We start from the raw sequence: 13,264 nt of genomic DNA on the forward strand, positions 1-13,264 counted from the left end.
AGAGCTTACAAAATATAGCTCAGTTCCTCAATTTCAGACTATCACCGTAAATACATATGGTGTAGTGCAGAGCAAACAATAGCTGCGTAAACTAGTAAACGCGCTTTGAGGAGGGGAAGTGAGGCAAAAAATCAAATTCAAGCAAATAGAATGCAGCTGTTCAGAGATACATCAAATAGCTGTATTTTTCTAGCTGTTGCTGGTGATTAAGGGCTGTGACCCCCCTTGTCAAAATCGTCCCCAACCGCTTCAATTGCTGCGTTTACCCACACCTGAGTAAAGTTCAGGTGACTACAAAGGAGAAGTTCCCCAACAGCTAAGGACAGTAGCTAGTGACATCAACTCCCAGTGTGTAGCTACTTCCACTCAAGATTTAACCAGGTTGACAAAGGTAGAGGCATGATTAGCGAAAATTATATTGAACCCGCCTTTTTGTTGCCCGACTTAATTGAAATCCAGCGTTCAAGCTTTCGCTGGTTTTTAGAAGAAGGGCTGATTGAAGAACTTAACTCCTTTAGTCCTATTACAGACTATACGGGCAAACTAGAACTGCATTTTTTAGGACAGAACTACAAGCTCAAGGAGCCAAAGTATAGCGTCGAAGAAGCGAAACGGCGTGATAGCACCTATGCTGTGCAAATGTACGTCCCCACACGCCTGTTAAATAAAGAAACAGGTGATATTAAAGAGCAGGAAGTATTTATTGGGGATCTGCCTTTGATGACCGATCGCGGTACGTTTATCATTAACGGTGCCGAACGGGTAATTGTCAATCAAATTGTGCGATCGCCTGGAGTTTACTACAAATCAGAAATCGATAAAAACGGACGACGTACCTATTCAGCTTCACTCATTCCTAACCGTGGCGCATGGCTGAAATTTGAAACCGACCGCAACGATTTGGTGTGGGTACGCATCGACAAAACCCGCAAACTCTCAGCCCAGGTACTTTTGAAAGCTCTAGGGTTATCAGATAACGAAATTTTTGATGCTCTACGTCACCCTGAGTATTTCCAAAAAACCATTGAAAAAGAAGGGCAATTTTCCGAAGAAGAAGCCCTGATGGAGTTATATCGCAAACTCCGTCCTGGTGAACCACCAACAGTCTTAGGTGGACAACAACTCCTAGACTCCCGCTTCTTCGACCCCAAACGCTATGACTTAGGTAGGGTAGGAAGATACAAACTCAACAAAAAATTGCGGTTGTCAGTTCCCGAACCAACACGCGTCCTCACCCCCCAAGACATCTTGGCAGCCGTCGATTACCTGATCAACCTAGAATATGACATTGGTAGCGTAGATGACATTGACCACTTAGGCAACCGTCGGGTGCGAAGCGTAGGCGAATTGCTGCAAAACCAAGTCAGAGTAGGTTTAAACCGCCTCGAAAGAATCATACGGGAAAGAATGACCGTATCTGATGCCGAAGTTTTGACACCAGCTTCCCTAGTCAACCCCAAACCCCTAGTAGCGGCAATTAAAGAATTCTTCGGCTCTAGCCAATTGAGCCAATTCATGGATCAAACCAACCCCCTAGCAGAACTGACGCACAAACGCCGTCTCTCAGCTTTAGGTCCTGGTGGTTTGACCAGAGAACGGGCAGGGTTTGCGGTGCGAGATATTCACCCATCCCACTACGGACGGATTTGTCCCATTGAGACCCCAGAAGGCCCCAACGCAGGTCTGATTGGTTCTTTAGCTACCCATGCACGGGTGAATCAGTACGGCTTCCTCGAAACTCCCTTTAGACCGGTGGAAAATGGTCTGGTGAGATTCGATTTGCCCCCAGCGTACATGACCGCCGATGAAGAAGATGATTTGCGGGTAGCTCCTGGGGACATTCCCGTCGATGAAAATGGACACATTATCGGGCCACAAGTACCAGTCCGTTACCGTCAAGAATTCTCCACCACCACCCCAGAACAAGTAGACTACGTGGCAGTATCTCCGGTACAGATCGTATCGGTAGCTACCAGTATGATCCCCTTCCTAGAACATGACGACGCTAACCGCGCCCTCATGGGTTCTAACATGCAACGTCAAGCCGTACCTCTACTCAAACCAGAGCGTCCCTTGGTGGGGACAGGCTTAGAAGCCCAAGGTGCGAGAGACTCTGGGATGGTGATTATTTCCCGGACAGATGGGGATGTCACCTACGTAGACGCGACAGAAATTCGTGTCCGTCCCAAACCCAACGCCCCAGAAATTAAATACCGCCTCTCCAAATACCAGCGTTCTAACCAAGACACCTGTCTCAACCAGAAACCATTGGTGCGAATGGGTGAACGGGTAGTAGCAGGGCAAGTCTTAGCTGACGGCTCATCAACAGAAGGCGGTGAATTGGCACTAGGACAAAATATCGTCGTCGCCTATATGCCCTGGGAAGGCTATAACTACGAAGACGCGATTTTGATTTCCGAGCGACTAGTCCAAGACGACATTTACACCTCAATTCACATTGAAAAATATGAAATTGAGGCACGCCAAACCAAACTCGGCCCCGAAGAAATCACCAGAGAAATTCCCAACGTCGGGGAAGATGCCCTACGTCAATTAGACGAACAAGGGATCATTCGCATTGGGGCGTGGGTAGAAGCTGGCGACATCTTAGTTGGTAAAGTCACACCCAAAGGGGAATCCGATCAACCCCCAGAAGAAAAACTGTTACGGGCGATTTTCGGTGAAAAAGCACGGGATGTGAGAGATAATTCCCTGCGCGTCCCCAACGGTGAAAAAGGGCGGGTAGTCGATGTTCGCCTGTTTACTCGTGAACAGGGTGATGAATTACCCCCAGGGGCGAACATGGTGGTGCGGGTATATGTCGCCCAGAAACGGAAGATTCAGGTAGGCGACAAAATGGCAGGTCGTCACGGGAATAAAGGGATTATTTCCCGCATATTGCCCATAGAAGATATGCCCTATTTGCCTGATGGCTCACCAGTAGATATTGTGCTGAACCCTCTGGGTGTACCCAGCCGGATGAACGTAGGACAAGTATTTGAGTGTCTATTGGGTTGGGCTGGCTATAACTTAGGCGTGCGATTTAAGATTACCCCCTTTGATGAAATGTACGGGGAAGAATCATCTCGCCGCATCGTGCATGGCAAATTGCAAGAAGCACGGGACGAAACAAGTAGAAATTGGGTATATAACCCCGATGACCCAGGCAAAATCATGGTGTTTGATGGTCGGACAGGAGAACCATTCGACCGACCTGTAACCGTGGGTGTCGCCTATATGCTCAAACTCGTACACCTAGTAGACGATAAGATTCACGCCCGTTCTACAGGCCCCTACTCCTTAGTCACGCAGCAACCCTTGGGTGGTAAAGCCCAACAAGGTGGTCAGCGATTTGGGGAAATGGAAGTGTGGGCTTTGGAAGCATTTGGTGCAGCTTACACCTTGCAAGAGTTGCTGACAGTCAAATCCGACGATATGCAGGGGCGCAACGAAGCCTTAAATGCGATCGTTAAAGGTAAGGCAATTCCCAGACCTGGTACACCAGAATCCTTTAAGGTGTTGATGCGAGAACTGCAATCCTTGGGCTTAGATATTGCTGTCCATAAAGTAGAAACCCAAGCCGATGGTAGTTCCTTGGATGTAGAAGTCGATTTAATGGCAGACCAAGCAGCCAGAAGAACACCACCCAGACCAACCTACGAATCGCTCTCCCGCGAATCACTGGAAGACGACGAATAAATCTGAGGAAATGGGGCATAGACATCAATTAGCAATGCCCCATGACCAATTAACAAAATTAAATACATTCATAATTCAAAACTCAGCACTTAAGTATGAGACCAGCCCAAACTAATCAGTTTGACTACGTAAAAATCGGCTTGGCATCACCAGAACGGATTCGCCAATGGGGAGAAAGAACCTTACCCAATGGTCAGGTAGTTGGTGAAGTCACCAAACCAGAAACGATTAACTATCGGACTCTCAAGCCAGAGATGGATGGCTTATTTTGTGAGCGCATCTTTGGCCCGGCGAAAGACTGGGAATGTCACTGTGGTAAGTACAAGAGAGTCCGCCACAGAGGGATTGTGTGTGAACGTTGCGGCGTAGAAGTCACCGAATCACGGGTACGCCGTCATCGGATGGGTTACATCAAACTGGCAGCCCCTGTAGCCCACGTTTGGTATCTCAAAGGGATTCCTAGTTATATTTCCATCCTGCTCGATATGCCCTTGCGGGATGTGGAGCAAATTGTCTATTTCAACTCCTATGTGGTTCTCAGCCCTGGTAACGCTGAAACCTTAAGCTATAAACAACTACTGAGCGAAGACCAGTGGTTAGAAATAGAAGACCAAATTTACAGCGAAGATTCTCAGCTACAAGGTGTTGAGGTAGGTATCGGTGCAGAAGCACTACTGCGCCTCCTGGCTGACATCAATCTAGAGCAAGAAGCCGAAAACCTCCGTGAAGAAATTGGCTCTGCCAAAGGTCAAAAACGGGCAAAACTGATTAAACGCCTGCGGGTAATTGACAACTTCATCGCTACTGGTTCCAAACCAGAGTGGATGGTGATGACAGTGATTCCCGTCATCCCTCCAGATTTGCGCCCAATGGTGCAATTGGATGGTGGACGGTTTGCAACCAGCGACTTAAATGATTTATATCGTCGGGTAATTAACCGAAATAATCGTTTAGCAAGACTGCAAGAAATTCTCGCCCCAGAAATTATCGTCCGCAACGAAAAGCGGATGTTGCAAGAAGCAGTAGACGCTTTAATTGACAACGGTCGTCGGGGACGTACAGTAGTTGGTGCGAATAACCGACCCCTGAAATCTTTATCTGACATTATTGAGGGTAAACAAGGACGTTTCCGGCAAAACTTGCTGGGTAAACGGGTTGACTACTCTGGACGTTCCGTAATTGTGGTGGGGCCAAAGCTGAAAATCCACCAGTGCGGTTTGCCCAGAGAAATGGCAATTGAGTTATTCCAACCCTTTGTAATCAATCGCTTGATTCGTAGCGGGATGGTAAATAACATCAAAGCTGCGAAAAAGTTGATCTCGCGCAATGACCCCAGTGTTTGGGATGTGCTGGAAGAAGTGATTGAAGGACACCCCGTCATGCTCAACCGTGCGCCTACCCTACACCGTTTGGGTATTCAGGCGTTTGAGCCAATTTTGGTAGAAGGTCGAGCCATTCAACTACACCCGCTAGTTTGTCCCGCCTTTAACGCTGACTTTGACGGCGACCAAATGGCAGTACACGTACCCCTATCCTTGGAAAGCCAAGCTGAAGCGCGATTGTTGATGTTGGCTTCTAACAACATCTTGTCACCAGCGACGGGTAGACCAATTATCACACCTAGCCAAGACATGGTATTGGGAGCATATTACCTGACGGCGGAAAACCCCGATGCTACCAAAGGCGCAGGTAGATTCTTTGGTTCTCTGGATGATGTGATCATGGCCTTCCAGCAAGAACAAATTGACCTGCACGCCTATATATACGTGCGGTTTGATGGTGAAATGGAAACCGAACAACCAGACACCGAACCCCAGGAAGTGGTAAATAACGAAGACGGTAGCCGGACTGTCATGTACAAGTTCCGCCGTGTCCGAGAAGATGCCCAGGGCAACCTAATTTCTCAGTATATACGCACAACCCCTGGTCGCGTTATTTACAATAAGGCGATTCAAGAAGCACTGGCTAGTTAGGAAAGTCAACAGTCAACAGTCAAAGATCAATTGACTGTTGACTAATGACTAATGACTAATGACTATCGACTAAGGACTAATGACTAATGACTAACGAAAAAATGATTTTTCGCAATCGCGTCGTTGACAAAGGTCAACTGAGAAATTTGATCTCTTGGGCATTTACCCATTATGGGACGGCGCGGACTGCGGTGATGGCGGATAAGTTGAAGGATTTAGGCTTTCGCTATGCGACAAGAGCTGGGGTTTCTATCAGTGTTGATGATTTGATGGTTCCTCCCAGTAAGCGGAGTCTATTGGAAGCAGCCGAGGAAGAAATTCGCGCTACCGAAGCCCGTTATCAAAGAGGGGAAATTACCGAAGTAGAACGTTTCCAAAAGGTAATTGACACCTGGAACGGTACTAGTGAGGCCCTCAAAGATGAAGTGGTAGTCCACTTTAAAAAGACTAATCCCCTCAACTCTGTATATATGATGGCGTTCTCTGGGGCGCGGGGTAACATCTCCCAGGTGCGTCAGTTGGTAGGGATGCGGGGACTAATGGCTGATCCTCAAGGGGAAATTATTGACTTACCTATCAAAACTAACTTCCGTGAAGGGTTGACTGTCACGGAGTATATTATTTCCTCTTACGGTGCGCGTAAAGGTTTGGTAGACACAGCGTTACGTACCGCCGACTCTGGTTATCTTACCCGCCGTCTCGTGGACGTATCCCAGGATGTGATCATTCGGGAAATTGACTGTGGTACTACCAGAGGTATTCCCCTACGGGCGATGACCGAAGGGAATAAGACTTTAATCAAGTTGTCTACACGCTTGCTGGGTCGAGTAGTGGGAGAAGATGTCATCCACCCAACTACTAAAGAAGTAATTGCACCCCGTAACACCCCAATTTCTGACGAATTAGCTAAGGAAATTGAAAAGGCTGGGGTCACGGAAGTTTTGGTGCGATCGCCTCTGACCTGTGAAGCCGCCCGTTCTGTGTGTCAACACTGCTACGGCTGGAGTTTGGCACACGCCAAAATGGTAGACTTAGGTGAAGCCGTCGGGATTATCGCTGCTCAAAGTATTGGTGAACCTGGAACCCAGCTCACCATGCGGACATTCCACACCGGGGGTGTATTCACTGGGGAAGTAGCGCAACAAGTCCGTTCCAAAATTGATGGGACTGTTAAACTACCCCGGAAACTACGGACAAGACCCTATCGGACTCGTCACGGGGAAGATGCTTTATACATAGAAAGCAATGGTGTTTTTATTCTAGAACCACCAAAAGAAGGTGAAGAAACACCAACACCCCAGGAAGTTCAAGTTACCCAAGGTTCAACATTATACGTATTTGATGGGCAGCAGGTAAAACAAGGGCAATTATTGGCGGAAGTTGCACTGGGTGGACGGACTACCAGGACAAACACAGAAAAAGCTGTGAAAGATGTGGCTTCAGACTTAGCTGGAGAAGTGAAGTTTGCCGAAGTCGTCCCCGAACAAAAAACCGACCGTCAAGGAAACACCACCACCACAGCCGCCAGAGGTGGTCTAATTTGGATCTTGTCTGGGGAAGTTTATAACTTACCCCCTGGTGCAGAATTAGTAGTCAAAAACGGCGACTCCGTAGAAACTAACGGCGTATTGGCAGAAACTAAACTCACCACATTACATGGTGGTGTAGTTCGTTTGCCAGAAGCTACCCCAGGAAAGAGTACCAGGGAAATTGAAATTATTACGGCTTCGGTAGTTTTAGACCAAGCAACAGTCACCGTTCAAAGTTCCCAAGGGCGCAACAACTACCTCGTCACCACAGGTAACAACCAAGTATTTAACCTGCGGGCTACACCAGGCACAAAAGTGCAGAATGGTCAAGTGGTAGCTGAATTGATTGATGACCGCTATCGCACCACCACCGGTGGGATGCTGAAGTTCGCTGGCGTAGAAGTCCAGAAGAAAGGTAAAGCCAAGCTGGGTTACGAAGTGGTACAGGGCGGTACACTGTTGTGGATTCCCGAAGAAACCCACGAAGTCAATAAAGACATCTCCCTGTTGTTGGTAGAAGATGGCCAGTATGTAGAAGCTGGAAGTGAAGTTGTTAAAGACATCTTCTGTCAAAACAACGGGGTGGTGGAAGTTACCCAGAAAAACGACATTCTGCGGGAAGTGGTGATCAAGCCAGGGGAACTTTTGATGGCCGATGACCCAGAAGCGGTCATGGGGCGTGATGACACATTCCTACCTGCGGGTGAGGAATTGTTGGGACGGGTATTCCCTGAACTGCGTTATATCCAGTATGTGGAGTCACCAGAAGGCCCCGCACTGTTGAGCCGTCCGGTTGTGGAGTTTGCCATCCCTAATCAACCAGATGTTCCTTCTACTACCTCCGTTAGCCAACAAACAGGTCGTTCCATTCAATTACGGGCAGTACAACGCTTACCTTACAAAGATTCCGAACGAGTCAAATCTGTGGAAGGCGTGGAACTGTTACGCACTCAGTTGGTGTTAGAAATTGACCAAGAAGGCGAACAAGAACATAACGCTTCTCCCCTGGCTGCGGATATTGAATTACTGCCTGACACAGAAAATGCCGACGTTCAACGCCTACAGTTGGTAATTTTGGAATCCTTAGTGATTCGGCGTGATATCGCGGCTGATGCGACTCAAGGTAGTACCCAAACCAGCTTGGAAGTCAAAGAAGGCGATATGATTGCGCCTGGTGCGGTGGTAGCACGTACCCAAATCTTGTCTAAGGAAGGCGGGATTGTGAGGGGCGTACAAAAAGGTACGGAAGCAGTACGCCGTTGTTTGGTGTTGCGTCACAGTGACATGGTGACAGTCAATACCAGTGTCCAGCCCAAGGTGAAAACAGGTAGTTTAATTGTGGCTGGTGCAGAAATTGCTCCTGGTGTGTTCGCTGAGGAATCTGGTCAAGTTGTCTCCGTCAAGAGTGCAGGGAATCAGCAAACAGCAGGGGAATCTAGCGCACTCAGCACACAAAACTACGCCATTACTATCCGCGTTGGTCGTCCTTACCGAGTCAGCCCTGGTGCAGTATTGCAAGTAGAAGACGGTGATTTGGTACAACGGGGCGATAACTTAGTGCTGTTGGTCTTTGAACGGGCGAAAACCGGAGACATCATTCAAGGTTTGCCCCGGATTGAAGAATTGCTCGAAGCCCGGAAACCCAAAGAGGCTTGTATTCTAGCCAAACGGGGCGGGGAAGTGAAAGTTGTCTATGGTGATGGCGATGAAGCGATCGCCATCAAAGTGATAGAATCCAACGGCGTAGTTACTGACTACCCACTCGGACCCGGTCAAAACCTAGCTGTACTTGATGGTTCTCATGTTTTAGCCGGAGACAACCTCTGTGATGGCCCTTCCAACCCCCACGAAATTCTCGAAGTTTTCTTCAGCTTGGGGTCAGAGGATGGAGTATATGCTTGTGCTAGCCACGCCTTACAAAAGGTGCAGACCTTCTTGGTGAACGAAGTCCAGATGGTATACCAATCCCAAGGGATTGATATTGCTGACAAACACATCGAAGTCATCGTGCGCCAGATGACCAACAAAGTCAGGATTGATGATGGTGGCGATACTACCATGCTTCCTGGGGAGTTGGTGGAACTGCGTCAGGTTGAACAGGTGAATGAAGCAATGGCCATTACTGGTGGTGCGAGAGCGCAATACACCCCAGTATTATTAGGGATAACTAAAGCATCCTTAAATACCGATAGCTTTATTTCTGCGGCTTCCTTCCAAGAAACCACAAGGGTACTAACTGAAGCGGCAATTGAAGGTAAATCTGATTGGTTGCGTGGCTTGAAAGAAAACGTCATTATCGGTCGCTTGATTCCGGCGGGAACTGGTTACAATACCTACGACGAACCAGGAATGATTGATGATTACGCCACCCTAGACACCAGCAGCGTTTTAGATGAAACTGATGATCCATTAGACATGGTTCTCGATGACCGCACAGCACGCGCCTACAACTTAGACGCGCCTGGCTTGGATAGCGGATTTGCTGGCCGTCGGGCGATTCTAGATGATGATGAATTAATCGCAGATGAAATTCACGACCTCATAGAAGACGACCAAGGCGACGACTATGAAGAAGTTGATGATGACGATGATGACGATGATGATTACTAAACTCAACTAGTAAACAGATAAAACCAATTCGCAATTCGCAATTCGCAATTAATTCAGCCCCCCACAAGGGGTGGGGTTTTGAACCCATCTTTTTTCCGATAAATTTTCAAGGCAAAAGAATTTAATCTTTTGCCTTTTTTTGTTGATTCATCACCATCCTGCAATGCAATATACCAATTCTCCAAAATCCAAAATTGGTATAAGTTGGCAAAAAGCGATCGCTTCAGCAGTATTTTGTAATTAATTCGACTTGTAGCTACATATTTACCGCATGACTGACTGCATGATTCTCCTTTCTGGGGCTGTATAGATCACAACTATTGACTTTTATTCCTAAAACCTCTAGATTCATAAATCGGGATAGTTGATATTAATTTGCATTATTTTTGCAAATAGTTTTAATGGAGAATTAAAAATGAGTGTGAGCAGAAAAGGCTTGTTGAGTGCTGGTGCAGCATTCATAACGTTGACTGGTATAGCAGTCAGCACTTTTGGAGTTATGCAAACCAGCAATGCTAACTCTATAAATAATCAACAAGCACCACGCTTACTGGCTCAAAGTCAAAAGCGATTAAATATTGTTTTTCCTAGTCGCTCAGATTCCACAGACTTGCAAAGTAAAGCTAATGCTGTGGCGGCATTTTTATCTAAAGAACTACGTATTCCCGTAACAGCACAAATAGGCGATGATACGGCGGCGGTAGAGGCTTTAAGAGCAAACCGTGCTGATGTAGCTTTCTTGAGCAGTCGTCCTGCACTGAAAGCTGAACAATTAGCTAATGCTCGTTTGTATTTAGCAGAAGTCCGCGAAAACTATTCTGGACGTTATACTTATAACTCAGTGTTCGTTGTTCCTAGCAATAGCAATCTGAAAACCAAAAATACACCTAAAGCAACCTTGGAACAGTTGCGGGGTAAGAGAATGGCGTTTACTTCTCCCACCTCTGGTTCAGGATTTATTTTCCCAGTGAGTGAGTTGGTAAAACAGGGATTTGTTCCTAACCGCGATCGCATGGATGGTTTCTTTAGCCAAATTACTTACGGTGGTAACTACAGCAAAGCTCTACAAGCCGTTTTACGTGGTCAAGCTGATGTGGCTGTAGTCTCAGAATATGCTTTGTTCCCCCCCTACATCACCGCCGAAGAAAAAAGCAAATTGCGCGTACTACACAAAATCTCCGGTGTACCTGCTCACGGTATCGCCATTGATGATGATGTACCCGCACCCCAAAGAGAACAAATCATCAATGCTTTACTAAAGTTAAACCAGTCCCAAAATAATCAATTACTGCGTAGCTTGTACAACTCTACAGAACTAGTCAGAGTTGATCACACTCGCCATTTAAAACCAGTGCGTGAAGCACTCCAGCGTGTTGGGATTGAACCATAGAAAGAGTGATGAGTAGTGAGTGCTGAGTGCTGAGTGCTGAGTTGTGAGTGCTGAGGGCAAAATACTGTTACTAAGTAAACATCACTTTTATCAGTTACTTACAATTCAGCACCCACCACTGTAAAACTAATTAATAAAATTGACTGAGGCTGAGGATGAGTGATTTTGTAATAGATTGTTACAATTTGGAGACGGCTTATGCTGCATCTCTAAATCGTCCTATCCTCAATGGGGTCAATTGCCAAATCAAGCAAGGTGAGTTTGTTGTTTTATTAGGACTAAACGGTGCAGGGAAATCGACATTACTGCGATCGCTGGTGGGATTAGTCCCTTTCCAAAAAGGTGGAATCCGTATTAACGGGATAGAAATGACATCCCGGACAATATCTCAAGTTCGTCGTGATGTGGGGATGTTGTTTCAAGGTGGCGGGTTAATTCCCCAGTTATCAGCGATAGAAAACGTCTTGTGTGGCAGATTGGGAGTTAGAACCACTTGGCAGACTTTGTTGGGTTTTCCTCAACGCGATCGCAAACTAGCTTTAGAATTACTCGAACAGCTGGGACTTAGAGACTTAGCTGATCAAAAAACCAGCAAACTAAGCGGGGGACAACAACAAAGAGTCGCGATCGCCCGTGCTTTGATTCAGTCGCCACAAATTCTTCTCGCTGATGAACCCATCACCGGCTTAGATGTCATCGCTTGTCAGCAGGTGATGGAAACCTTATCACAACTGCATACTGAACAAGGGATGACAATTGTGACAGTTTTACATGATTTGGGTATAGCCGCACAATACGCCCAGCGTGCGATCGTCTTAGATGCTGGGCGTGTCGTTTATGATGGAATGTGCGATAATTTACAAGAAAAGTTTGCTCAAGTTTCTCCGTGAGTAAGGGCAATCCCAAGCAATTGCTCGTCTGCCGATCACTTTCTCCTGAGTTTTGAGTTATTTGAGAGCGTTAACAGTTCAGTATAAACCATGAGTCGATTGTTAAATTCAAAACTCTTTCGTCGTTATCCTTGGGTGAATCCCTTACTCATTTTACTAATTCTGGTGATCGTTTATGGCTGGGCATTGCGAGGACTAAAGGTTGATTTTGAACTGTTGCGTTCTAGCTGGCCTTACATCACCGATTTTATTTCGCGATTGTTCCCCCCTGACCCAGCCGTTATTGACATAGCCCTTAAAGGACTGATTGAGACTGTACAGATGTCTTTATGGGGAACGACTATTGGCGCAATCATTTCTTTACCCATTGCTGTCGCTAGTGCCAATAATGTCGCGCCGCGTTGGTTGCAATGGTTGGCTAACTTACTGCAAAATGCTGTTCGTTCCGTCCCTTCAATTATTTTGGGGCTAATTTTCGTCGCTGCTACAGGTTTAGGCGCACCCGCAGGGACATTAGCTTTAGGAATTTATACTATTGGCTATCTAGCAAAGTTCTACCAACAGGCAATTGAGGCTGTTGATTATCGCTCCTTAGAATCGTTGCAAGTTATGGGAGCATCCAGATTCCAAATTGCTCAGTACGGTATTTTACCCCAAGTTTTACCCCTGGGTTTGGGCTATACCCTATGGATGTTTGAGTACAATATCCGCGCTGCTTCAGTTTTGGGTGTAGTCGGTGCAGGTGGGATTGGCTTTCAGTTGAAAAGTTATATTGATGGCTTTGAATACAACAAAGCCACAACCATGATGTTAGTGCTGTTGGTAGTAGTGACTGTAATTGATAGTTTTAGCAGTCAACTCCGTCGTCGCTTAGATTCGATGTAATTCGATATTTATGTTGGGTTTCGCTTTGCCCAACTTATCCAGGTTGATATTTTTGACGCTAACTGAACCGTATTGGCTCATAGCGTCTTTTTTTTGCGCTTTTGAGTCTACTCTTATCCTTTGGAGACGCTAACGAGAACGGGAACGCTCCACGAACAGTCCTTGGATGAGGACTAAAGTCCTTACTACAAACTGTTTTCTTAACTGAACTGTATTGAGTCCTGACTGATTATCAAATCATCATCACAAGCATAAAAATGAGGAATTTGCAAATTATATTCATGTAGA

Annotated in this window: 6 protein-coding genes; all 6 read left to right on the forward strand. The window is 46.5% G+C overall.

Annotated features, from left to right (window positions below; genetic code table 11):
* Positions 1-399 precede the first annotated feature (399 nt).
* The 6 genes from rpoB (at position 400) to phnE (ending at position 12,976) form a co-directional block, all read left to right on the forward strand.
* Entirely contained in the window at positions 400-3,699 is a 3,300-nt protein-coding gene (gene rpoB / locus ACQFX9_RS01870) for a DNA-directed RNA polymerase subunit beta (RefSeq protein ID WP_427160450.1), read from the forward strand.
* A 95-nt stretch (positions 3,700-3,794) separates the two neighbouring features.
* Positions 3,795-5,672 carry a DNA-directed RNA polymerase subunit gamma gene (locus ACQFX9_RS01875; RefSeq protein ID WP_427160451.1) on the forward strand — a complete coding sequence of 626 codons (1,878 nt, stop codon included), beginning with the start codon at positions 3,795-3,797 and terminating at the stop codon, positions 5,670-5,672.
* 86 nt (positions 5,673-5,758) lie between these two features.
* Entirely contained in the window at positions 5,759-9,811 is a 4,053-nt protein-coding gene (locus tag ACQFX9_RS01880) for a DNA-directed RNA polymerase subunit beta'' (RefSeq protein WP_427160452.1), read from the forward strand.
* Between the two features lie 415 nt (positions 9,812-10,226).
* Entirely contained in the window at positions 10,227-11,201 is a 975-nt protein-coding gene (locus ACQFX9_RS01885) for a phosphate/phosphite/phosphonate ABC transporter substrate-binding protein (protein WP_427160453.1), read from the forward strand.
* Between the two features lie 155 nt (positions 11,202-11,356).
* Positions 11,357-12,091, forward strand: coding sequence for a phosphonate ABC transporter ATP-binding protein (locus tag ACQFX9_RS01890; RefSeq protein WP_427160454.1), 735 nt, complete (start codon positions 11,357-11,359; stop codon positions 12,089-12,091).
* A 90-nt stretch (positions 12,092-12,181) separates the two neighbouring features.
* Complete coding sequence (gene phnE, locus ACQFX9_RS01895) at positions 12,182-12,976, forward strand: phosphonate ABC transporter, permease protein PhnE (RefSeq protein WP_427160455.1); 795 nt, start codon at positions 12,182-12,184, stop codon at positions 12,974-12,976.
* Positions 12,977-13,264: the final 288 nt, after the last annotated feature.

Origin of the sequence: Aliinostoc sp. HNIBRCY26 (genome assembly GCF_050235535.1) — a bacterium.
Lineage (GTDB): Bacteria > Cyanobacteriota > Cyanobacteriia > Cyanobacteriales > Nostocaceae > Trichormus.

Coding starts and splice junctions, on each gene's coding strand:
- rpoB (WP_427160450.1), top strand. CDS start 400: ATGATTAGCGAAAATTATATTGAACCCGCCTTTTTGTTGCCCGACTTA.
- ACQFX9_RS01875 (WP_427160451.1), top strand. CDS start 3,795: ATGAGACCAGCCCAAACTAATCAGTTTGACTACGTAAAAATCGGCTTG.
- ACQFX9_RS01880 (WP_427160452.1), top strand. CDS start 5,759: ATGACTAACGAAAAAATGATTTTTCGCAATCGCGTCGTTGACAAAGGT.
- ACQFX9_RS01885 (WP_427160453.1), top strand. CDS start 10,227: ATGAGTGTGAGCAGAAAAGGCTTGTTGAGTGCTGGTGCAGCATTCATA.
- ACQFX9_RS01890 (WP_427160454.1), top strand. CDS start 11,357: ATGAGTGATTTTGTAATAGATTGTTACAATTTGGAGACGGCTTATGCT.
- phnE (WP_427160455.1), top strand. CDS start 12,182: ATGAGTCGATTGTTAAATTCAAAACTCTTTCGTCGTTATCCTTGGGTG.